General features: G+C 62.6%; 22 protein-coding genes, 1 tRNA gene and 1 other RNA gene. 13 read left to right on the top strand and 11 right to left on the bottom strand.

Annotated elements, in window-relative coordinates:
- The first annotated feature begins 44 nt into the window (after window positions 1-44).
- The 10 genes from RLDS_RS34055 to RLDS_RS34020 all read left to right on the top strand — a co-directional run bounded on the left by RLDS_RS34055 (window position 45) and on the right by RLDS_RS34020 (window position 7493).
- A complete protein-coding gene (locus tag RLDS_RS34055; RefSeq protein WP_021224910.1) occupies window positions 45-458 on the top strand; it encodes an acyl-CoA thioesterase in 414 nt (137 codons plus the stop codon).
- A gap of 69 nt (window positions 459-527) precedes the next feature.
- Window positions 528-625, top strand: an RNA gene (gene ffs / locus RLDS_RS55140) — signal recognition particle sRNA small type.
- A gap of 47 nt (window positions 626-672) precedes the next feature.
- Entirely contained in the window at window positions 673-2289 is a 1617-nt protein-coding gene (locus RLDS_RS34050) for a DNA polymerase III subunit gamma/tau (protein WP_021224909.1), read from the top strand.
- Window positions 2286-2609, top strand: a complete 324-nt coding sequence (locus RLDS_RS34045; protein WP_021224908.1) for a YbaB/EbfC family nucleoid-associated protein — start codon at window positions 2286-2288, stop codon at window positions 2607-2609. The genes RLDS_RS34050 and RLDS_RS34045 overlap by 4 nt, the downstream gene beginning before the upstream one ends.
- 135 nt (window positions 2610-2744) lie before the next feature.
- Window positions 2745-5141: an endopeptidase La gene (gene lon / locus RLDS_RS34040; RefSeq protein ID WP_021224907.1), complete on the top strand. Its 2397-nt coding sequence runs from the start codon at window positions 2745-2747 to the stop codon at window positions 5139-5141.
- A gap of 189 nt (window positions 5142-5330) precedes the next feature.
- Window positions 5331-5603 carry an HU family DNA-binding protein gene (locus RLDS_RS34035; RefSeq protein WP_009821372.1) on the top strand — a complete coding sequence of 91 codons (273 nt, stop codon included), beginning with the start codon at window positions 5331-5333 and terminating at the stop codon, window positions 5601-5603.
- 213 nt (window positions 5604-5816) lie between these two features.
- On the top strand, window positions 5817-6380 hold the full coding sequence (locus tag RLDS_RS34030) for a septal ring lytic transglycosylase RlpA family protein (RefSeq protein WP_052034087.1): 564 nt from the start codon (window positions 5817-5819) through the stop codon (window positions 6378-6380).
- Between the two features lie 84 nt (window positions 6381-6464).
- Window positions 6465-6541 (top strand) — tRNA-His (locus RLDS_RS34025).
- Window positions 6542-6604: 63 nt separating this feature from the next.
- Window positions 6605-6976 carry a phosphoribosyl-AMP cyclohydrolase gene (gene hisI, locus RLDS_RS0127750; protein WP_031297545.1) on the top strand — a complete coding sequence of 124 codons (372 nt, stop codon included), beginning with the start codon at window positions 6605-6607 and terminating at the stop codon, window positions 6974-6976.
- Window positions 6963-7493: a hypothetical protein gene (locus RLDS_RS34020; protein ID WP_021224905.1), complete on the top strand. Its 531-nt coding sequence runs from the start codon at window positions 6963-6965 to the stop codon at window positions 7491-7493. The genes hisI and RLDS_RS34020 overlap by 14 nt, the downstream gene beginning before the upstream one ends.
- On the opposite strand, the gene RLDS_RS34015 is transcribed toward RLDS_RS34020, so the two are convergent.
- The 6 genes from RLDS_RS34015 to RLDS_RS33995 all read right to left on the bottom strand — a co-directional run bounded on the left by RLDS_RS34015 (window position 7490) and on the right by RLDS_RS33995 (window position 12208).
- Window positions 7490-8116 (bottom strand): YitT family protein, encoded by a 627-nt coding sequence (locus RLDS_RS34015; RefSeq protein WP_031297544.1) that lies wholly within the window; start codon window positions 8114-8116, stop codon window positions 7490-7492. The genes RLDS_RS34020 and RLDS_RS34015 overlap by 4 nt on opposite strands.
- 156 nt (window positions 8117-8272) lie before the next feature.
- Window positions 8273-9265, bottom strand: a complete 993-nt coding sequence (locus tag RLDS_RS34010; protein ID WP_021224903.1) for an RcnB family protein — start codon at window positions 9263-9265, stop codon at window positions 8273-8275.
- A 138-nt stretch (window positions 9266-9403) separates the two neighbouring features.
- Window positions 9404-9889: a GAF domain-containing protein gene (locus RLDS_RS34005; protein ID WP_021224902.1), complete on the bottom strand. Its 486-nt coding sequence runs from the start codon at window positions 9887-9889 to the stop codon at window positions 9404-9406.
- Window positions 9882-11081 (bottom strand): glycosyltransferase family 87 protein, encoded by a 1200-nt coding sequence (locus RLDS_RS55135; RefSeq protein ID WP_084514683.1) that lies wholly within the window; start codon window positions 11079-11081, stop codon window positions 9882-9884. The genes RLDS_RS34005 and RLDS_RS55135 overlap by 8 nt, the downstream gene beginning before the upstream one ends.
- Before the next feature lie 58 nt (window positions 11082-11139).
- Window positions 11140-11544, bottom strand: coding sequence for an alternative ribosome rescue aminoacyl-tRNA hydrolase ArfB (gene arfB / locus RLDS_RS34000; RefSeq protein WP_021224901.1), 405 nt, complete (start codon window positions 11542-11544; stop codon window positions 11140-11142).
- Window positions 11531-12208, bottom strand: a complete 678-nt coding sequence (locus RLDS_RS33995) for an RluA family pseudouridine synthase (protein ID WP_021224900.1) — start codon at window positions 12206-12208, stop codon at window positions 11531-11533. Before RLDS_RS33995 ends, arfB begins: the two co-directional genes overlap by 14 nt.
- 72 nt (window positions 12209-12280) lie before the next feature.
- Here RLDS_RS33995 and RLDS_RS33990 point away from each other — a divergent pair, with 72 nt between their 5' ends.
- On the top strand, window positions 12281-13237 hold the full coding sequence (locus RLDS_RS33990; protein WP_021224899.1) for an acyltransferase family protein: 957 nt from the start codon (window positions 12281-12283) through the stop codon (window positions 13235-13237).
- Window positions 13238-13240: 3 nt separating this feature from the next.
- On the opposite strand, the gene RLDS_RS33985 is transcribed toward RLDS_RS33990, so the two are convergent.
- From RLDS_RS33985 to RLDS_RS33970, 4 genes are all read right to left on the bottom strand, one after another.
- Entirely contained in the window at window positions 13241-14104 is an 864-nt protein-coding gene (locus tag RLDS_RS33985; RefSeq protein WP_021224898.1) for a sigma-70 family RNA polymerase sigma factor, read from the bottom strand.
- Window positions 14104-14586 carry a carboxymuconolactone decarboxylase family protein gene (locus RLDS_RS33980; protein WP_021224897.1) on the bottom strand — a complete coding sequence of 161 codons (483 nt, stop codon included), beginning with the start codon at window positions 14584-14586 and terminating at the stop codon, window positions 14104-14106. Before RLDS_RS33980 ends, RLDS_RS33985 begins: the two co-directional genes overlap by 1 nt.
- A 506-nt stretch (window positions 14587-15092) precedes the next feature.
- Window positions 15093-17423, bottom strand: coding sequence for an ATP-dependent Clp protease ATP-binding subunit ClpA (clpA, locus tag RLDS_RS33975; protein ID WP_021224896.1), 2331 nt, complete (start codon window positions 17421-17423; stop codon window positions 15093-15095).
- A 156-nt stretch (window positions 17424-17579) separates the two neighbouring features.
- Window positions 17580-17777, bottom strand: coding sequence for a DUF1192 domain-containing protein (locus RLDS_RS33970; RefSeq protein WP_031297540.1), 198 nt, complete (start codon window positions 17775-17777; stop codon window positions 17580-17582).
- A gap of 105 nt (window positions 17778-17882) precedes the next feature.
- Here RLDS_RS33970 and RLDS_RS33965 point away from each other — a divergent pair, with 105 nt between their 5' ends.
- The gene (locus tag RLDS_RS33965) at window positions 17883-18887 is read left to right on the top strand and encodes an NAD(P)H-quinone oxidoreductase (protein WP_021224894.1); all 1005 of its coding nucleotides are present in this window, start codon (window positions 17883-17885) and stop codon (window positions 18885-18887) included.
- Window positions 18888-18902: 15 nt separating this feature from the next.
- Here the strand turns inward: RLDS_RS33965 and radC are convergent, their stop codons facing one another.
- Window positions 18903-19598 (bottom strand): RadC family protein, encoded by a 696-nt coding sequence (gene radC / locus RLDS_RS33960; RefSeq protein ID WP_021224893.1) that lies wholly within the window; start codon window positions 19596-19598, stop codon window positions 18903-18905.
- A gap of 136 nt (window positions 19599-19734) precedes the next feature.
- On the opposite strand from radC, the gene RLDS_RS0127745 reads away from it, so the two are divergent.
- The coding region (locus RLDS_RS0127745) for an intermembrane phospholipid transport protein YdbH family protein (protein WP_456242886.1) at window positions 19735-20491 on the top strand (757 nt) is incomplete at its 3' end.

Below are 20491 nucleotides of genomic sequence, written 5' to 3'. Positions count from 1 at the left end.
GTGCCCCCTATCTGCCGCCCTGCGGAAATGATATTGACATTCTTGTGAGTAACGCGATTCCCCACAGCTATCCCGTTGGCATCGACCCGGACGACATTGATTTCATGGGTCACGTCAATAATGCCAGCTATCTGAAATGGGTGCAGAATGCCGTGCTGGACCATTGGCGCGCGCTTGCCCCGGCCGAGGCCGTGGCAGAGCATCTGTGGGTCGCGCTCAAGCATGAAATTACGTACCGCAAGCCGACCTTCCTGGATGATGAAGTGATCGCCACCGTGCTTCTGGAAAAAGTCCAGGGTGCGCGAGCTTTCTACGAAACGATCATCCGCCGTGGGGAAGAGGTGCTGGCGGAGGTTCGATCCAGTTGGTGCTGCGTCGACGCGTCGACCCTGCGGCCGGTGCGGCTTGCACGCGACGTGATCCAGCATTTCTTCGATGACGGCGGCGAAAAGCGCTGAGCGATCGAAAAGGCGGTGCTCGACCCGGCTAGGGCCTTGCCATCCGATCGGCGAACCGTCATATGCGCGATCGGGAGTCGGGCGGACGAGGCCGTCGCGAACCTGGTCAGGTCCTGACGGAAGCAGCCACAGTGATTCCGCCGCGGGTCGTCCCGGCTCCCACCCTCCAGCATCTCGCTTCGACAATCCCTGCCTGAACGGGTAGGACCATGGCATGTCCGATTCACTCCAGCCCTACCGCGTTCTGGCGCGCAAATATCGACCGCGCAGCTTCAACGAACTGATCGGCCAGGACGCGATGGTCCAGACGCTGGGCAATGCGATCCGCCGGGGGCGGCTTGCGCACGCGTTCCTGATGACCGGCGTCCGCGGGGTGGGCAAGACGTCGACGGCGCGCCTGATCGCCAAGGCGCTTAATTGCATCGGACCCGATGGACAGGGCGGCCCCACCATCGACCCCTGCGGCCAATGTGAACCGTGCAAGGCGATCGCGGAAGGCCGCCATATCGACGTCGTCGAAATGGACGCGGCCAGCCATACCGGCGTCGACGATGTGCGCGAGATCATCGAAGCGGTGCGTTACGCCGCCGTGTCGGCGCGCTACAAAATCTACATCATCGACGAAGTGCACATGCTGTCCAAAAACGCCTTCAACGCGCTGTTGAAGACGCTGGAGGAGCCGCCGGCGCATGTGAAATTCCTGTTCGCGACCACGGAAGTGAACAAGGTGCCGGTCACGGTCCTGTCCCGGTGCCAGCGCTTCGATTTGCGCCGCATTCCCGCCGAATTGCTGGCCGGTCATTTCGCGCATGTCGTGGAGGCTGAAAGCGTCGCCGCCGAACCGGAGGCTTTGGCATTGATCGCCCAGGCGGCCGAAGGCTCGGCGCGTGACGGATTGTCCATCCTTGATCAGGCGATCGCGCATGCGGAAATGGACGACGGGCCATCGCTCGTGACCGCAGCGCAGGTTCGCGAAATGCTAGGATTGTCCGATCGCGGGTCGGTACGCCGTCTGCTGGCGCTGCTGCTGGAAGGGGAAACGGCTGATTTGCTGGCCGCCCTACGCGAGCAATATGCGCTGGGCGTCGAGCCGCTGGCGCTGATGCGTGGGCTGATGGAACTGGTGCATGCAGTGACGCTGATGAAGGCCGGTCGTGACATTGCCAGCCCCGGCCAGTCCGCCGAGGAGCGGGAGATGCTGGCGGACTGGGCCGCGCAATTGGGCTTCGCCCCGCTCCATCGCCTGTGGCAGCTGCTGCTCAAGGGGCATGACGAGGTCGCCAATGCGGTCCTGCCGATCGAAAGCTGTGAAATGGCGCTGCTGCGGGTCATGCATGCCGCTACGATGCCCGATCCCGGCGAACTTGCGCGGCTGTTGCGCGAAGGCGGGGCACCGTCGGCAGCAGGTGTTGATGCTGCGGGCGCCGGCGGAGCATCAGCGGCGCCGACATCCGCGCGACTGCCTGCCACCTTTGTCGCACTGATCGAAGCTTTCTGGCAGCGCGGGAAGGGGCAGTTGGCGCAGGAGCTGCATGATTGCGTGGGCGTGATTCGCTATGCGCCGCCGCAATTCGACTATCGCCCAACGCCGCAGCTTCCGGCTGACTTCCTTCCCCGCCTGCTGCCGGCCTTGCGGGAGGTGACGGGAACCGCGTGGCAGGTGGCGGCGGGCGACGGGCCGGCCGAGCCGACCCTGCTGGAGCAGGAGCAACGACAGGCGGCGGATTCGCGCGCCCGGATTTTGGAAACCCCGGTGGTCAAGGCGGCGATGGCCGCTTTCCCCGATGCCGAGCTGGACGACCGGCTCGAACGATGGAGTGCTGAAGCATGAAGGATCTGAACGAAATTCTGGGCATGGCAAGCCGCGTCCAGGAAGAATTGCAGCGCGCGCAGGACAATCTGGACAAGCTGGAAGTGGAAGGCGCCGCTGGCGGCGGGCTGGTCAAGGTGCGCGCGTCGGCGAAAGGGCGCATCTTAGGCGTTTCGATCGACGACAGCCTGCTCGCGCCATCGGAAAAGCAGATGTTGGAAGACTTGATCACGGCGGCCTTCAACGACGCGCGCAAGAAGGCGGATGAAGTCAGCAATACCGAAATGGGCAAGATGACGGCTGGCCTGCCACTGCCCCCCGGCTTCAAACTGCCATTCTGACCGGACGTCCGGGAGAACGATCACCTCTGGTTCATGGCTGCATTGTTATGACAGTGTCGATTGATTGACGTGCCGGGCATCCCCATAAAGGCGATGGACCGTTTTGATGGGTCGTTTTTCGGCCCCGGAGATTGAATGACTACGCATTATCCTCTTTTGCCGCTGCGCGACATCGTCGTATTTCCGCAGATGATCGTCCCGCTCTTCGTCGGCCGTGACAAGAGCGTCGCGGCGCTTGAAGCCGCGATGGAAGGCGACAAGGAGATTTTCCTGGTTTCGCAACTGGACCCGGCGGAGGATGACCCCGGTCGCGAGTCACTTTATGACACCGGCGTCGTCGCAGTCGTCTTGCAATTGCTGAAACTGCCCGATGGCACCGTTCGCGTTCTGGTGGAAGGCAAGCGGCGTGCGCAGCTGTCCGCGATGGAAACCAGGGACAATTATCTGGTTGCGGAGATCGCGCCCGTCGAGGAACTGGCCGCCGAAGGCCCCGAAGCCGCCGCCTTGATGCGGTCTGTGGCGGAGCAGTTTGAAAATTACGCCAAGCTTAACAAGAAGCTGCCGGCCGAAACGCCGGTGCAATTGCGTGAGATAGACGATGCAGGTCGGCTGGCCGATGCCGTCGCCGCCAACATCAATGTCAAGGTGTCGGACAAGCAATCGCTGCTGGTTGAAGCCGACCCGGTCAAGCGTCTGGAGATGGTCTTCGCCTTCATGGAGGGCGAACTTGGCGTGCTGCAGGTCGAAAAGAAGATCCGCGGCCGCGTGAAGCGCCAGATGGAAAAGACCCAGCGCGAATATTATCTCAATGAGCAGTTGAAGGCGATCCAGCGCGAGCTGGGCAATGGCGAGGGCGAGGAAGGCGACGAACTCGCCGAACTCACCGAAAAGATCGCCAAGACCAAGCTGAGCAAGGAAGCGCGCTCCAAGGCGACGGCAGAGCTCAAGAAGCTCAAGGCGATGCAGCCCATGTCGGCCGAAGCCACGGTGGTGCGCAATTATCTCGACGTGCTGCTGGGCCTGCCCTGGGGCAAGAAGGGCAAGGTCAAGACCGACCTCAAGAAAGCGCAGGATATTCTCGACGAGGATCATTTCGCGCTGGAGAAGGTCAAGGACCGGATCATCGAATATCTCGCCGTCCAGGCGCGCACCAACAAGCTCAAGGGACCGATCCTGTGCCTTGTCGGCCCGCCCGGTGTTGGCAAGACCTCGCTTGGCCGGTCGATCGCCAAGGCGACGGGGCGCGAATTCGTGCGTCAGTCCTTGGGTGGCGTGCGCGACGAAGCGGAAATTCGTGGCCACCGCCGCACCTATATCGGCTCGCTGCCCGGCAAGATCGTGTCGAACCTCAAGAAGGCGGGCACGATGAACCCGCTGTTCCTGCTTGATGAGATCGACAAGCTGGGTCAGGATTTTCGGGGCGATCCGGCCTCCGCTCTGCTGGAAGTGTTGGACCCGGAACAGAATAGCAAATTCCAGGACCATTATCTGGAAATCGACGTCGACCTGTCCGACGTCATGTTCGTCACGACCGCCAATTCGCTGAACCTGCCCCAGCCGCTGCTCGATCGCATGGAGATCATCCGGCTGGAAGGCTATACGGAGGATGAGAAGGTCGAGATCGCCGAGCGCCACCTGCTGCCAAAGCAGATCGACGCCCATGGGCTGAAGGACGGCGAGGTCGTCGTCACCGAACCGGCGGTTCGCGACCTGATCCGCTATTATACCCGCGAAGCCGGCGTCCGCACGCTGGAGCGGGAAATGGCGCGTCTGGCTCGCAAGGCGCTACGCAAGATATTGGAAGGCGAATATGATAAGGTCGTCATCACGCCCGACAATCTGGCCGACTTCGCCGGGGTGCGGAAATTCCGCCATGGCGTCGGTGAAGAGGAAAACCAGATCGGTGCGGTCACGGGCCTCGCCTGGACCGAGGTCGGTGGCGAACTGCTGACGATCGAAGCGGTGACGGTCCCTGGCAAGGGCCAGATCAAGACGACGGGCAAGCTGGGCGAGGTGATGAACGAATCGGTGCAGGCGGCCTTTTCCTATGTGAAGGCGCGCTCACCGGGCTATGGCATCAAGCCGAGCGTGTTCAATCGCAAGGATATTCATATCCACTTGCCCGAAGGCGCCGTGCCCAAGGATGGACCTTCGGCCGGCATCGGCATGGTGACGACGATCGTGTCGACGCTGACCGGCATCCCGGTTCAAAAGGATGTCGCGATGACGGGCGAAGTGACGTTGCGCGGCCGGGTATTGCCGATCGGGGGCCTCAAGGAAAAGCTGCTCGCGGCGTTACGCGGCGGGATAAAGACGGTGCTGATCCCCCAGGAAAATGAGAAAGACCTAGCGGAAATTCCCGCCAATATTCGGGAGGGCCTGGAGATCATTCCCGTCTCTCATGTCGATGAGGTTCTGGCGCGGGCACTGGTTTCGATGCCCGATGCGATCACCTGGACAGAAGAGGACGACCTGGCTGCCCAGCCGACGAATCTGGCGGGGCGTGATAGCGATCCCAGCCTGAGGCACTAAAAAGTCACTATAGTGAAACAAAGGGCGGAACTCCTCGATTTTGCTCCATATTGCGGGACAGGCCGTAATTTTGGAGCAAAGCCGGGGTCTTCGTCGCTTTCCCTTTGACAGGGGCCGGAATCCGCGCCTTATTGCCCCGCCTACGCCGCGATTCCTAACTAACCAATAGCACAAGGGGGTTCCCAAGGCATGAACAAGCAGGATCTGATCAGCACGGTTGCTGAAAGCAGCGGCCTCAGCAAGAATGACGCGACCAAGGCGGTCGAAGGTGTGTTCGACGCGATCACCGGAGCGCTGAAGAAGGGCGACGAAGTTCGCCTCGTCGGTTTCGGCACCTTCTCCGTGTCGCAGCGCAAGGCGTCGACCGGCCGCAATCCCCGCACCGGCGAAACCATGACCATCAAGGCTTCGGCTCAGCCGAAGTTCAAGGCCGGCAAGGGCCTGAAGGATTCGGTCAATTAAGGGCTAGGGCGTCCGCTTCGCACGGACGCCCGCTCTGGCTGACTTTGCCGGCGTCGCGGTCGGAAACGCATTAGGAGAGAGTGGCGGATCGGCAGGCCAAGCCTGCCGTCTTGCCCAGAAAGCCGAAAGCGAAGGGGTGAAGGCATCTGCCTTTGCCCCTTTTCCTTGTCCGGCGCCTCGACGCGATGGATTGCACGTTGTACGGAGGCCGCCATGACGGTTTGGACAAGGATGGCGTGGACTGCTCCTGCCTTGGCGCTGGCAGCATGTGGCGGTGGCAATTTCCGCCCGGTCAGCGATCATCCGGTGCGCATTGGCCGCCCCTACACGGTGCGGGGCGTTACCTATGTTCCCGCTGCGGACCCGCATTATGACATGCTCGGATACGCCAGCTGGTATGGATCGGAATCGGGGAACCGCACCGCCAATGGCGAACGCTTCCGCGCGAAGTGGATCACCGGGGCCCATGTGACCTTGCCGCTGCCCAGCTATGTGGAAGTGACGTCGCTTGACACGGGGCGCGCCATTTTGGTGCGGGTCAATGATCGCGGCCCGTTCGCCGGCCGGGGGCGGATCATCGACCTGTCGCGCGGTGCGGCTGAGGAACTGGGTATTCGCACCTTGGGTCATGCCGCCGTGCGGGTGCGGCTGGTCGATCCGCCGGAGAAAGACCGGGCAAGATTGCGCAAGGGGAAACCGGCAAGGGAGCGACCAAGGTTGTCTGAAACGGCGCTCGCAAATTTGCGGGCGCAGCTGGCCGGGGCAATGGAGCGATGAATTCCTCGCTCAACGAAATGTCGGCTTGACGGGCAGGGACGGGCCGCATATGTGCCCTGTCTCTCGGGGCCGCAGGCCCCTGTGGCGATCGTAGCTCAGTTGGTTAGAGCGCCGGTTTGTGGTACCGGAGGTCGCGGGTTCGGATCCCGTCGATCGCCCCATTTGGCTTCCGATATTCAGCCTTTTGGCTTCGCTTTCGGTCTGTCCCGGCCTATAGGGCGGCGATGACCGATGCGCGTGATACGGGCCTGACCCTCAATCCCAAATATGACCGTGACGGTCTGATCACCGCCGTCGTGACGGACGCCGCCACAGGTGAGGTGCTGATGGTCGCGCATATGAACGCGCAGGCTTTGGCAATGACGGTGGAGACGGGTCTAGCGCATTTCTGGTCGCGCAGCCGGCAGGCGCTCTGGAAAAAGGGTGAGACGTCGGGAAACATGCTGGAGGTGCGCGATATCCGCATCGATTGTGATCAGGACGCCGTCTGGGTGAAGGCCATTCCGGCCGGGCCGACATGCCATACAGGCGCACGATCCTGTTTCTTCCGCCGTGTCGGGTCCGAAGGTCTCAGTTCGGTCGATGCGGCGGAGTAGCCTGACGCTTTTCCTATTGCTGTTCGCTTGTCAGCGCCCGCCGGCCGAGCAGGCGTCATCACCCGTCGCGCCAGGCGGCGCTGCATCGCGGCTGGAGCAAGCAGCGATCGCCAGCGGCGCCATTGCAGACCCCGCCAAAATATCGCCTGTCGGCCTGTTTCAACGGAGCCACGAGGCTGGCCGCGACGCGCTGTGCGTCATCCCTGCGCGCAATGGCGATCTGCATTTCGGTCTGGAGGCGATCTTTGGCGAGGAACCGGCCTGTCGGGGACGTGGAACGGCGCGACGGGCAGGCGACAAGCTGATCCTCAGTTTCAAGGGCGGGGACCGCTGCATCATTGTCGCGCAATATGATGGCGACCAGGTGTCATTGCCCGGCGTGGTCGACCTGGCATGCGCTGACCTGTGCGAAGGCCGAGGGTCTTTGGAGGGGGTAAGCTTCCCCCGCATCGCCAATGACGCGGCCAGCGCCCTGCGCGCGCGCGATCGGTCCGGGGATCCGCTCTGCGCTGGCTAATGGCCGATATAGCGCCCGGGACGATGGTTGACGATCAGCACGGCATTGATCGCGGCGGCCGATACAACGGACAGGCCAAAGCTGTCGACGCTCAGGATCGGCAGCGAGGCAAGCACGATCAGCACATCGCAGCTCATCTGGGTCCTGCCAGCGTTCCACCCGCGTGATTTTTGCAGGATCAAGGCGACCACCCCGATGCCGCCCACGCCCGCCCCATGCCGAGCGATCGCCAATATGCCAAAGCCGATGATAGACCCGCCGAACAGGGCGGCAAAGACCGGGCTGACCCTGGCGACTTGCAGAGCGACGGGTATCGTCAGGCCCAGCACCATGATGGCGACGTTGGCGAACAATGTCTTGAGCCCGAAGGCCAGGCCCATCGCTCTGCCGCCAAATAGAAAGAACGGGATGTTGACCAGGATGAAAAGGGTCGCGGGCGACCAGGGGATCAGGTAGGAAATTAAAAGGGCAATGCCCGCCATGCCGCCCGTCACCAGACCGGCCTGTTTCAGCAGCATAAGCCCCATGGCGATGAAGGCGCAGCCGATCGCGATGGCATAGCCATCCTCAGCGAGATTATGCGGGCGGGCCGGCGGATGAAGAGCGGGCAGGGCGGGCGGCATGAAAAGGATCCGTTCGATGGAAAACGCCCTTGTCATCCTCTCCCGAAAACCAGATCGCGCTTCGTCCGCATGATGGCGGCCGGAGCATGGTCATACTGATTGCTATTTGATGCGACCCCTTGCCACGAACTCTTCGGCGCGCGCAAGATGCTGCCGCTATTTGCAGCGGCAGGCCCGCCGACTGCGCCGGACTGCTTTTCGCGGCGCAACGGTTTCCGTCACATAGGTCGTCGTCGTGGTGGTCGTCGTTGCCGGCTGCACCGTCACCGTCGTCACGATCGGAGCGGGATAATAATAGCCGCCCGATACATAGCCGCCAGCCATGGGTGCGCCGCCCCAATGCGGCGCGCCGTCATACGGGGGCGGCGGATAATCGACGCCCGCGCCGCGCACATCCCCTTCGAACCGGCCGTCATAGGTGCCCGAAACCGTCCGTCCGTCATCGGTCGTCCAGGTGCCGGTCCAGCGCCCTTCATATTCGTTGGAACTGGTCACGGCATCGTCGGCATAGCCATAGCCATCGTCATAGCTGACGCCAAGGCGTGGCGGCGGTGGGCCGTCCCGCCGGTCATCCTCCGCCTTGTCGATCGCCATGCCGGCGACCGCGCCGACGCCCGCGCCGATCAGCGTGCCGGCGGTCCGATTGCCGCGTCCGGCGATGCGGTTGCCCGCGACACCGCCAACGACCGCGCCGATCGCTGCGCCGCCCACGCCATTGTCGCGGCGATCATCCGCATAGTCGCCATAGCCGCCCTCATAGCGGTCCCAGTCGATGTCCGAGCGGTAGTCATAGACGCGCCCATAGCGATCGGTCATGACCGCATCGTCATAATAGCGCGACCAGCCAAAGCCGGGCGCGGGGGCCGGCAGCCCATAGGCCGGGTAATTGGCGATATAGTAGCTCGGGCTGATCCAGTAGCGTGGCAGGATGAAGCCGCGCACCGGGCGCTGATAGCCATTCCATCCACCTGGCGCGCGCCATCCCGCATACCAGCGGCCCTGCTGGCGCGGACCCCAGCGATGCATGTTGCTGTGAACGACGCCTGGGCGCACGACATGCGCTCCGTCACGACCATTCGCCCATGCGGGCGCTACCGCTCCGGCCGTTGCCAGAGCCGTGCCGATCAAAGCGAGGTTCAACATCCGCATGGACAGGTCTCCCGATAGTCTTGAGCGGGCACAGGCGAGCGCCGCGAAATTCCTAACGCGTTATTTAGCATGATGATCCGCGGCAATCCACGTAAGACCGCCGTCGCCGCTGTCCTGAAACGGGGCAGGTAGGGAAGGTCAGGCGATACGCGCGGCGATCAGGGAGGCCAGATCTTCCAGCCCCGCCGCATCATCCGCATCGAAGCGCGCGGCGACCGGGCTGTCGAGGTCGATGACGCCCACCAGCCTGCCGTCGTGGATGACCGGCACGACGATTTCCGACGCGCTGGCCGCGTCGCAGGCGATATGGCCGGGAAAAGCATGCACGTCCTCCACCAGTTGGGTTTCGCCTGTCGCAGCCGCCGTTCCACACACGCCGCGCCCCAATGGAATGCGAATGCAGGCCGGCTTGCCCTGAAACGGGCCGAGGACCAGTTCATCTTCGACAAGGCGATAAAAGCCTGCCCAGTTGAGGTCAGGCAGAAACTGCCAGAGCAGAGCGGATATATTGGCCATGTTGGCCACGCTGTCCGGCTCGTCCCGCGTCAGCGCGTCTGCGGCAGAGACGAGGTCGGCATACAGGGTGGTTTTGTCAGCATTGGCGGTGGGGGCGAAGTCATACATTGAGGTTTTCTTTCAGCTGTACCTTGTCAAATTGGGGTTCGTCCATCCTGTCTTTCTCGGCTTGTCGTACGAGGACTATTAACCCCAATAAAAGTGATATGGGTGCAACCGGTTGACTAACCATAACTAGTAAAGGCGAAGCAAATCCAAGCCAAAGAGCGATCCTTTCATATGAGGTCAAATCCGCCCACCGTTTGTAAATTGCAATCGCAAACCCAAGGCATGAAACTGTAAGGTCGTAATTAAATATATACGGTAGAATGATAGCGGTCGCCGTTGCAGTAATGAATGCAAGGTCTTTGTTGCCACAATGCCTTGATTTCCAACACAGGGACAGCGCGATGCAGGAAAATACAATTTGACCAATAAGTGCGATATGTAATGGAAGATTTCTTAACGTTATATATATAGATGGCATCATGATAAAGTAAAATTTTTGACCAGGATCGTTCATAATCTGTCGCTGTAAAGCAGATGTGTCTATCAGCCATTCTAGCCACAAATCACTGCCAAATGCGATCGAACTTGCTACAACAAGTCCAAGAGTAACAAAAATTGCAATATAAATGCTTCGCCACGATTTTTTTGTTATGAGAGAGAATGCGATCAATAATCCGAGATGGGGCTTTAGCGTCAAAAATCCCGCTAAAACTCCAGCACGGAATTTAGATTTTCCGAGATTAGAAAAAAACCACAGCCATAGCGCACCGATTACAAAGCCATAGTGGCCGCACCAAATATTTACAACGGCCGCTGGAGTCAGAACAGCCAAATATATCGGAAGACAATCCATGTATGGGCGTGCGGCATACGTAAAAATAATAATACCAAATATAGTCCATAATGTGAGAGATAGAGCATAAGGCATCGTTGCGAATGGTAAAGCTAAAAACAAGGTGTGTGGTGGATAAGAATAATTATAAGGATCTAATGTGCCAAATATACTCATCTGCCATGAACGGTAGGCGTCATATTTATAAATAATATCTAAGTGATTAGATAGGGCTAGGCTTCCGCCGCTCCATACGTTTAGAAAATCACGACCAATTACTAACCTTGAATTGACTAGTCGAAGACCGTCCAATTGCAGCAAGTCTGTTACTATTAGAATTACACCGGTGACCGTCGCGGATGCCCATAAAAACCAATTTAACGGACGCGGGACTGCTGACACGAGGACGAATTTTGACATACCCAAAAAACTCTCAATGGATCGCTCCAACCCTTCCCACACAATGGTTAACGGCCCGTCAGTCCATGCGTATCTTGCCGCGCCCCTGCTTGACGGAGCTGCGCGCCTTTTTGGCGTCGACGCGGCGGGCCTTGGCGGCTTTGCCGGGTTTGGTGGCGATGCGGCGGGCGTCGCGTTCATGGGCGCGGGCGATCAGGTCGGCGAGCCGGTCGCGGGCGTCCTGGCGGTTGGCCTCCTGCGTGCGGAAGCGGTTGGCCTGGATCAGTATTTCATTGGCGGCGGTCAGGCGCGATCCCGCCAGCTCCTTTATCTTGCGGTAGGCATGGGGGGGAAGGCCGAGGCGGAACAGGTTGACGCGCAACTGCACCGCCGTCGCGACCTTGTTCACCTTCTGCCCGCCCGGTCCCCCGCCGGTGATGAAGCGCTCCTCCAGCGCCTCTTCGGGTATGTCAAAGTCCGGCATCGTCCAGATATTCCGGGCCAAAGCCAGCGACGGCGAAGGTCTCGGGCAGCGGCGCGGTCGCCTCGGCCGCAGGCTTGTCGCCGCGCGGAACGCTGAGGAACCGGCTGTGGAGCAGCATCGGCCCGTCGCCCTTGCCATAGACAGGATCGCCCATGATGCCAAAGCCAAGGCCATGCTGGGCATGCACGCGGATCTGGTGGGTGCGGCCGGTTTCGGGCGTGAAGGCCACCAGCGCACGTCCGTCGCGCTCAGCCAGCTTGCGCCAGTGGGTGACGGCGGGCTTGCCCGCCTTGGCCGCGATCATCCGCCAGCCCTGTGCCGGGGTGCTGACCTTCTTGAGCGACAGGGCGATCGTCCCCTCGGCCTCCCCCGGGATGCCATCCAGCACGGCGATATAGCGTTTCGTCACTGTGCCCGCTTCGAAGGCGGCGGCAAACCGCTTGTGCGCTTTGGGATTGCGGGCGAGCAGCAGGCAGCCGCTGGTGTCGCGGTCCAGCCGGTGGACGGGCAGCGGCCAGCGCTGAAATCCGAAGGTGAGGGAGGCGAGATGATTTTCCAGGCTCATCGACCCGTCGCGCGGCGCATCGACCGGCAGGCCGGCGGGCTTGTCGAGGATCAGCGCCTCGCCATCAAGGAACAGGACATGGTCGGTCAACAAAGGCAAGGGGTATCATCCTAACGGGAACAAGGGGCGGCGGATTGACGCGCGCGCGCCATCCTATAGGGCGGGCGGGCGATGGAAAACAGGGGGCATGACGCGGCGACCACGCAATTTCGGCTGGACTGGGTCGATGTGGCGCGCGGCATCGGCATCATCGCGGTGGTGGCGGGGCATATATGGACGCGCGGCCCGGTGCGCGACGCGCTCTACAGTTTCCACATGCCGCTTTTCTTCCTGCTGTCGGGCCTGTTGTCGCGGCCGCGCCCGATCGGCAGCTTCACCCGGCGGCAGATCACCGGCCAGATGCGGCCCTATGCCGCCTTCCTGATAATGTTGCTGATCGCCGACCAGATTATCGAGCCGATGAAGGGCAATGCGCCAATCTATCGTCACTGGCCGCAGGATGCCGGCCCCATATTGCTGGGCGGAACATGGCTTGGCGGGCCGTTCATCATCTTCTGGTTCGTGCCGTGCCTGATGGTCGCTCGGATTGCGTTCAACATTGCGCTTAATCGCTGGCCCGATCCGCTGGACCGGCGCTGGGTGTTGCTGATCGCGCCGCTGGCGCTGCTGGCCTATGGGCTCGGCTGGCAGTTCGATGCTTCGCCGCTCGGCCTGCTGACCGTGCCGATGGCGATGCTGCTGCTGTGGGTCGGCGCGGCGTGGCCGCATGTCCGCTGGCGCAATGGGCTGATCCTGCCATTGGGCCTGCTGGCGGGGGCGGGGCTTTCGGGCCTGGTGCCCACGCTCAACATGAAGGTCGCCGATTATGGCTGGCCGCTGCTGTCGATCGGTGCGGGGGTGGCGACATCGCTGCTGCTGCTCCGCCTGTCGGCGCGGGTTGCGCGCTTTGCCTGGCCGCTCCAGCATATTGGCCGTGCGTCGCTGGTCATCATGTACCTCCATGGCGCGATCATTCATTATGCCGGCCTGTCCTTTCCCAAAGTCTGGCTGTTCGTCTTGGCTCTGGTCGCTCCCTATCTCGTGTGGCAGCTGCTGCGGCTGACGCCGCTGCGGCGCGTCTTCCTCTAGGGGTCAGTGCAGATGGCGCAGCTTGTCGGGGTTGCGCATAACATAGATGGCGCTGATCCGCCCATTCTCGATCGCCAGCGCGGTGGTCTGGATCTCGCCATCGGCCTCTTGCGTGACGAAGCCGGGCAGGCCGTTGATCCGGCAGGTGCGCAGCAACGTCGACCCATATTTGCCGAACAGTACGCCCAGCGCCTTGTGCACCTGCATGACCTGCGAAAAGCCAAGCGCGGGACGGACGGTCGCGGGGCGCTTTCCGCCGCCGTCGCTGTGCAGGCTGACATCCTGCGCCAGCATCGCGCCGAGCGCGCGCATGTCGCCGCTGCGCGAGGCGGCGAAGAAGGCGCTGGCGATCTCCAGCCCGCGTGCCTGCTCCATGCGGTAGCGGGGCCGCGCGTCGCGGACATGCGCGCGCGCCCGGGCCGCGAGTTGCCGGCAGGCGGCGGCGTCGCGGCCGATGGTGGTGGCGATTTCGTCAAAACTGAGGCCAAACACATCGTGCAGCAGGAAGGCGGCGCGCTCCAGCGGAGACAACCGCTCCAGCGCCAGCATCAGCGGCAAGGTGATGTCATCGCTTTCTTCGTCCCCGTCCTCCACCAGTGGTTCGGGAAGCCAAGGGCCGACATAGGTTTCGCGCCGCACCCGCGCGGATTTGAGGTGATCGAGGCACAGGCGCGTGACGATGCGGCGAAGAAAGGCTTCGGGTTCGCGCACGGCGTCATGATCCGCGCTCATCCAGCGCAGGAAGGCGTCCTGCACCACATCCTCGGCGTCCGCCACGGAGCCGAGCATGCGATAGGCGATGCGGGTGAGGCGGGGACGCAGCGGAGCAAAGCGCGCCGCCGCGTCCGTCCGCGCCCCCGACGCCATCAGGCCGCCGCCTTCATTTGCGCGGCGTCGCGCGCCTTTGTCGCGGCGGTTTCAATCCACATGCCAAAACCGACCGCGAGCCGGTTCCATCCGGTGATGACGTTGATCATCAGCGTCAATTGCACCTGTTCCTCTTCGCTGAACTCCCATTTCAGCGCATCATAGGCCGCCGCAAGCTCCGGCCCTTCGGACAGGCGAGTCATCGCTTCAGCCCAGCCCAGAGCGGCGCGTTCCCGATCGGTATAGCAGGGCGCTTCACGCCAGGCCGAAAGGAGAAAGAGCCGCTGTTCGCTTTCCCCATGCGCGCGGGCGTCGGCGCTGTGCATGTTGAGGCAGTTGGCGCACTGGTTGATCTGCGACGCGCGGATCTTGACCAGTTCGACCAGCGCGGGGTCCAACGCATCGGCGATCGCGGTGCTGGCGGCATACCAGGCCTTCATCTGCTGGGGTGCGGCGGTGAAGGGATCGAGCTTGGCAGTCATGATGCAGTCCTTTCGCTTGGGGTGTGCAATCATGACGAGGCGGCGGCGCGCGATGTGACATGCGGGGGCGAATTTTTTTCGTGCAATAGGCGCATCGGACCGCAAGGCGAAGTTCACACTGTTATCGGGCCGGAAGCGACCGGGAGGCGACCATGAAGCGACCCATAGGCGACCACGAAGCGACAATTGTCGCCGTTGCTCAACACGGCACTGCACATTGGCGACGTGGCGAGAATGGGAAGGGCGAACCACTGTCATCCCGCAGGATAGACCAGAAGAAATCCTACATTGAAAGGGGGTAGCTTATCCCATGTTTCTTGTCATGGTCCGTCCCGGATTAATGCCCCGTTCGCCTGCCTCGTTCGCAAGCGGCGTCAGGTTTGACAGCGAGATACGGGCTTTAGCGAGAATGCACCTTCAGTGCCCATGTCAGTCCTCTGGTAAGCAAGGCGAAGAAAAAAGGCGACCCTCGCGGGCCGCCTTTCTCTTTCGTCCTGCAATGTCGTTTATTTTGTGCCGGCGGGCGCCTTCGCCTTGCCGCCCTTCTTGCCCTTCTTGGGGGCGGCGGGGGTGATTTCGAAGGCGAGGGCTTCGACGCCGTCGCTGTCCTTCATATGGACATGGACTTCGCCGCCATGGACCAGCTTGCCGAACAGCAGTTCCTCGGCGAGCGGCTGCTTGATCTTTTCCTGCATCAAACGGCCCATCGGTCGCGCGCCATAGAGCTTGTCATAGCCCTTCTTCGTGAGCCACGCCTTCGCGTCGTCGTCCAGCGTGATGTGGACGTCGCGGTCGGCCAGTTGCAGCTCCAGCTGGAGCACGAACTTGTCGATGACGCGCGCGACGATTTCGGGCGGCAGATAGCCGAAGGGCACGATGGCATCGAGGCGGTTGCGGAATTCAGGCGTGAAGAGCTTCTTGACCGCATCTTCCTGCACATCGTCGCGGGTCAGCTCCCCAAAGCCGATCGATTCCTTCGCCATGTCCGACGCACCGGCATTGGTGGTCATGATGAGGATGGTGTTGCGGAAATCGACCGTCTTGCCGTGATGATCGGTCAGGCGGCCATTGTCCATCACCTGTAGCAGGATGTTGAACAGGTCGGGATGCGCCTTTTCAATCTCGTCCAGCAGCAGCACGCTGTGCGGATTCTGGTCGACCGCATCGGTCAGAAGGCCACCCTGATCATAGCCGACATAGCCCGGAGGCGCGCCGATCAGGCGGCTGACCGAGTGACGTTCCATATATTCGGACATGTCGAACCGCTGGAGCGGAATGCCCAGCAGGGTAGCGAGCTGGCGCGCCACCTCCGTCTTGCCGACGCCGGTGGGGCCGGAGAAGAGATAGTTGCCGATCGGCTTGTCAGGATCGCGCAGGCCCGCGCGCGACAGCTTGATTGCCGACGACAGAACCTCGATCGCCTTGTCCTGACCAAAGACCACGCGCTTGAGGTCCGTGGTCAGAGATTCCAGCACGCTCTTGTCGTCGGACGACACCGTCTTGGGCGGAATGCGCGCCATGGTGGCGATGACGGCCTCGATCTCCTTGGGCGTGATCGTCTTCTTGCGCTTGGACGGCACGACCAGCATCTGCATCGCGCCAACCTCGTCGATCACGTCGATCGCCTTGTCGGGCAGCTTGCGGTCATTGATGTAGCGCGCCGAAAGCTCGACCGCCGCCTTGATCGCGTCGGGCGTATATTTGACGCTGTGATGCTCCTCGAACGCCGACCGCAGGCCCGCAAGGATCTTGATCGTGTCGTCGATCGTGGGTTCGTTGACGTCGATTTTCTGGAACCGGCGCAGCAGCGCGCGGTCCTTTTCGAAATGATTGCGGAATTCCTTGTAGGTGGTCGACCCGATGCAGCGGATCGTGCCGCCCGACAGAGCGGGTTTCAGCAGGTTCGACGCATCCATTGCGCCGCCACTGGTCGCGCCCGCGCCGATAACGGTGTGAATCTCGTCGATGAACAGCACCGCATGCGGCATTTTTTCCAGTTCGGTGACGACCGCCTTCAACCGTTCCTCAAAATCGCCGCGATAGCGGGTGCCGGCCAGCAGCGCGCCCATGTCGAGCGAATAGATGACCGCTTCCTTGAGCACGTCGGGCACGTCGCCTTCGACGATCTTGCGCGCCAGCCCTTCGGCAATCGCGGTCTTGCCCACGCCCGGATCGCCGACATAGAGCGGATTATTCTTCGACCTGCGGCAGAGGATCTGCACGGTGCGGTCCACCTCGGCCGACCGGCCGATCAGCGGGTCGACCTTGCCCCGGTCCGCCTTCTCGTTGAGGTTGACGGTGAACTGATCGAGCGCGCTGTCCTTCTTGCCCTTGCCGTCCTGCACCTTCTTTTCCTCCTCGGCGGCGCCCTTCGTCTCCTGACGCTCGGGCGTGGGCGTGCCCTTGCCGACGCCGTGGCTGATATAGCTGACGGCATCGAGACGGCTCATATCCTGCTGTTGCAGGAAATAGACGGCATAGGATTCGCGCTCGGAAAACAGCGCGACCAGCACATTGGCGCCGGTCACTTCATCCTTGCCGGAGGATTGGACATGCAGGATGGCGCGCTGCACGACGCGCTGGAAACCGCTGGTGGGCGAGGGGTCGGACGACCCCTCGACCTTCAGGCTGTCCAGTTCGGTGTCGAGATAATGGGTGACGGCGTCGCCCAGTTCGCCCAGTTCCACGCCGCACGCCTGCATCACCTTCGACGCATGTTCATCGTCGATCAGCGCGAGCAGCAGATGCTCCAGCGTCGCATATTCGTGCCGGCGCTCCGACGCGTGCGTCAGCGCGTTGTGCAGGGTGGTTTCAAGGGCGGCTGCGAAAGAAGGCATGTCTGTTCTACTCCATGCTCCCTGTCATAGGAGCGTCATCGAACCCCATGTCGGCATTGCTCGACGCTGGATCAAGGCGCGACCCCCGATCAGCGGAATTGCCAGACTGCCCTAGCCCGAAGAAGCCCTGAAGGGCGCTGGGGGCGGGGCGTCGGTTCATCGCTTGAATAGCGCCTCGGCACTTGCCTTATGGTTAACGGCGCTATCCTTGTGGCGTCTGGTCCGTTCGATCTCCGCCTCCAGCGAAGCGATGCGGTTGTCCAGTTCGCTCATGGACAATGGCCCCAGATCCTGTTTGATCAGGCGGGCCAGCGGATCATCGCCCTTGCGTGGCAGATCGTCATCCAAGTCCATGTCGACAATGTTGACCCTTGGCATCAGTCTGTCAATAAGGGCGCCGCAACGGCCGGCCGATTTCGGGCTGCTGACGGATATAAGCCACAAGCGGGGGACAGCGAGATGGCGGACGGTTATTCCATTCCGGCGGAAATGACGGCGATCGGCATCGCCGCGCCGGGCGGGCCAGAGGCATTGGTGGCGCAGCGCCGCCCGGTGCCGGCGCCGGGGGAGGGCGAAGTGCTGATCCGGGTCGCCGCCGCCGGGGTGAACCGCCCCGACGTTCTGCAACGCCAGGGCAAATATCCGCCGCCGCCGGGCGCTTCGGACATTCCGGGACTGGAGGTTTCGGGCACCATCGTCGCGGCGGGCGACGGCGCGGACCAGTTGATCGGGCAGAAGGTGTGCGCGCTGCTGGCGGGCGGGGGCTATGCCGAATATGCGGTCGCGCCAGCGGGTCAGTGCCTGCCGGTTCCGCAGGGCTATGACCTGGTCGAGGCCGCCGCGCTGCCGGAGACGCTGTTTACGGTATGGACCAATTTGTTCGAGCGCGCCTATGCCGCGCCCGGCGACACGGTTCTGGTGCATGGCGGCACCAGCGGCATCGGCACCATGGCGATCAGCCTGTGCCGCCTGTTCGACGTCAGCATCATCGTTACCTGCGGCAGCGACGACAAATGCGCCCAGGCGCTGGAATGGGGCGCGACCCATGCGGTGAATTACAAGACGCAGGACTTTGTCGCGGAGGTGAAACGCATCACCGACGGCAAGGGGTGCCAGGCGGTGCTCGACATGGTGGGCGGCGACTATGTGCCGCGCAACCTCGACTGCCTGGAAGAGGATGGCCGGCATGTGTCGATCGCGGTGCTGGGCGGGGCGAAGGCGGAAATCTTCATTCCGCAAATCATGCAGCGCCGCCTGACATTGACCGCGTCGACGCTGCGCGCGCGATCGGTGGGGTTCAAGAGCCTAGTCGCGGACGAGCTGGTCCGCACGGTTTGGCCGTTCGTCGCGGAGGGTCGGCTGCGCCCGGCGATGGACCAGCGATTCGATATGGCGGACGCGGCCAAGGCCCATGCCCGCATGGATTCGGGCGCGCATTTCGGGAAGATCGTGCTGACGATGTAAGGCGCGGGGCCGGCGCTATAGCAAGCCCTTGGCGCGCAGGCTGACATGGCCCTGGCCCGCGATGATGACATGATCGTGGACGCTGATGTTGAGCCGCTTGCCCGCGTCGATGATCTGGCGGGTGACGTCTATATCCTGCCGGCTGGGCGATGGGTCGCCGGACGGGTGATTATGGACCAGGATGAGCGCCGCTGACCCCAGGTCAATGGCGCGGCGGATCACTTCGCGGGTATAGATCGCCGCCTGGTCGATCGATCCGTCGCCCATATGATCGTCGCGGATCAGCATGTTGCGGCTGTTGAGATGCAGCACGCGCACCCGTTCCACCCCCAGATGGGCCATGTCGGCGCGCAGATAGTCGAGCAGCGCCTGCCAGTTGGCGAGCACCGGACGCGCCGCCACGTCGTTGCGCAGCATCCTCAGCGCGGTGGCCTGCACGATCTTGATCGCCGCGACGCTGGTGTCGCCCATGCCCGGCACGCGAGCGATCGCTTGCCAGTCGGCGGTCATCAGGCCGCCGATGCCGCCAAATTCGCGCAGCAGCAGCTTGGCCAGCGGCTTGGTGTCGCGGCGCGGGATGGCGAGCGCCAGCAGATATTCGATCAGTTCATGATCCAGCAGCGCTTCGCCGCCCGCATCGGCCAGTTTCTGCCGCAGCCGGGCGCGGTGTCCGGCCCCGTCATGCGCGGCTTTCGCATCCTGTTCGGCCAAATTCCTGTCCCCTGACCCTGTGGGCCCGACGCTATGCGTTGCGGAATCGCGGGGCAAGGATATTTAGGAGCGGCGGGACGTTATGATCCCGTTACGGATCATCAGTGTCGCAGCGAAGCCGGGGTTGGCCATAGGCATGGAAGAAGAAGACGGCGAAGAAGCGGTTCGCCGGGCATGGCTGCGGTGGCTGGGCGTTGGCACGGGGTCGCTGGCTTTGCTGCTGGTTGGCCTGTGGACGCAGCGCGCGCCGATCGCCGAAAACTTCGTCACGCGCGAACTCAACCGGCGTGGCGTGCAGGCGCGCTATGACCTGGTCGATGTCGGCCTGCGCACGCAGCGGATCGAAAATATCGTGCTGGGCGATCCTGCCCGGCCCGACCTGACCGCGCGATGGGTGGAGGTGGACATCGCCTTCGCTGGCCTGACGCCCAAGGTGGCCGCCGTCAGGGCGGGCGGCGTGCGGCTGCGCGGATCGCTGCATGACGGGGTGCTGAAGCTGGGCGAACTGGACCAGTTTCGCGATCCCGCTTCGACCGCGCCGTTCAGCCTGCCCGACATCAAGGTGGCACTGAACGATGCGCGCATGACGCTGGATACCGATGCCGGCCCGGTCGGCATGGAAATTGACGGTGCGGGCAATCTCCAGTCGGGCTTTCGCGGGCAGTTGGCGGCGGCGATGCCCCGCGCGGCGATGGCGGGATGCGCGCTCACCATGATGCGCGCGTCGCTCAACATCGCGATGGATGACGGCAAGCCGAGGCTGGCCGGGCCAGTCGCCGCCGATGCGCTGGCCTGCCGGGATGCCGGCGCGGCGCTGGCGCAACCGGTCGGCCGCATCGACCTGACTCTGGGACAGGCGCTGGATCGCTGGAGCGGGCGTGCCGACCTGGCGG

It is taken from the genome of Sphingobium lactosutens DS20 (assembly GCF_000445105.1).
Taxonomy (GTDB): domain Bacteria; phylum Pseudomonadota; class Alphaproteobacteria; order Sphingomonadales; family Sphingomonadaceae; genus Sphingobium; species Sphingobium lactosutens.
The sequence above is the reverse complement of the archived record's forward strand: the minus strand, read 5'-3'. Positions and strand labels throughout refer to the sequence as shown.

Bases quoted from the DNA above. Each gene is read 5' to 3' on its own strand.
- RLDS_RS33970 (WP_031297540.1), bottom strand. From the start codon at position 17,777: ATGGACTTGGATGACGATCTGCCACGCAAGGGCGATGATCCGCTGGCC.
- RLDS_RS34050 (WP_021224909.1), top strand. From the start codon at position 673: ATGTCCGATTCACTCCAGCCCTACCGCGTTCTGGCGCGCAAATATCGA.
- RLDS_RS34035 (WP_009821372.1), top strand. From the start codon at position 5,331: ATGAACAAGCAGGATCTGATCAGCACGGTTGCTGAAAGCAGCGGCCTC.
- RLDS_RS33980 (WP_021224897.1), bottom strand. From the start codon at position 14,586: ATGACTGCCAAGCTCGATCCCTTCACCGCCGCACCCCAGCAGATGAAG.
- RLDS_RS34020 (WP_021224905.1), top strand. From the start codon at position 6,963: ATGCGGCGGAGTAGCCTGACGCTTTTCCTATTGCTGTTCGCTTGTCAG.
- RLDS_RS55135 (WP_084514683.1), bottom strand. From the start codon at position 11,081: ATGTCAAAATTCGTCCTCGTGTCAGCAGTCCCGCGTCCGTTAAATTGG.
- RLDS_RS34010 (WP_021224903.1), bottom strand. From the start codon at position 9,265: ATGCGGATGTTGAACCTCGCTTTGATCGGCACGGCTCTGGCAACGGCC.
- RLDS_RS34030 (WP_052034087.1), top strand. From the start codon at position 5,817: ATGACGGTTTGGACAAGGATGGCGTGGACTGCTCCTGCCTTGGCGCTG.
- RLDS_RS33965 (WP_021224894.1), top strand. From the start codon at position 17,883: ATGGCGGACGGTTATTCCATTCCGGCGGAAATGACGGCGATCGGCATC.
- RLDS_RS34045 (WP_021224908.1), top strand. From the start codon at position 2,286: ATGAAGGATCTGAACGAAATTCTGGGCATGGCAAGCCGCGTCCAGGAA.
- arfB (WP_021224901.1), bottom strand. From the start codon at position 11,544: ATGCCGGACTTTGACATACCCGAAGAGGCGCTGGAGGAGCGCTTCATC.
- RLDS_RS34015 (WP_031297544.1), bottom strand. From the start codon at position 8,116: ATGCCGCCCGCCCTGCCCGCTCTTCATCCGCCGGCCCGCCCGCATAAT.
- lon (WP_021224907.1), top strand. From the start codon at position 2,745: ATGACTACGCATTATCCTCTTTTGCCGCTGCGCGACATCGTCGTATTT.
- RLDS_RS33985 (WP_021224898.1), bottom strand. From the start codon at position 14,104: ATGGCGTCGGGGGCGCGGACGGACGCGGCGGCGCGCTTTGCTCCGCTG.
- RLDS_RS33990 (WP_021224899.1), top strand. From the start codon at position 12,281: ATGGAAAACAGGGGGCATGACGCGGCGACCACGCAATTTCGGCTGGAC.
- clpA (WP_021224896.1), bottom strand. From the start codon at position 17,423: ATGCCTTCTTTCGCAGCCGCCCTTGAAACCACCCTGCACAACGCGCTG.
- hisI (WP_031297545.1), top strand. From the start codon at position 6,605: ATGACCGATGCGCGTGATACGGGCCTGACCCTCAATCCCAAATATGAC.
- RLDS_RS34005 (WP_021224902.1), bottom strand. From the start codon at position 9,889: ATGTATGACTTCGCCCCCACCGCCAATGCTGACAAAACCACCCTGTAT.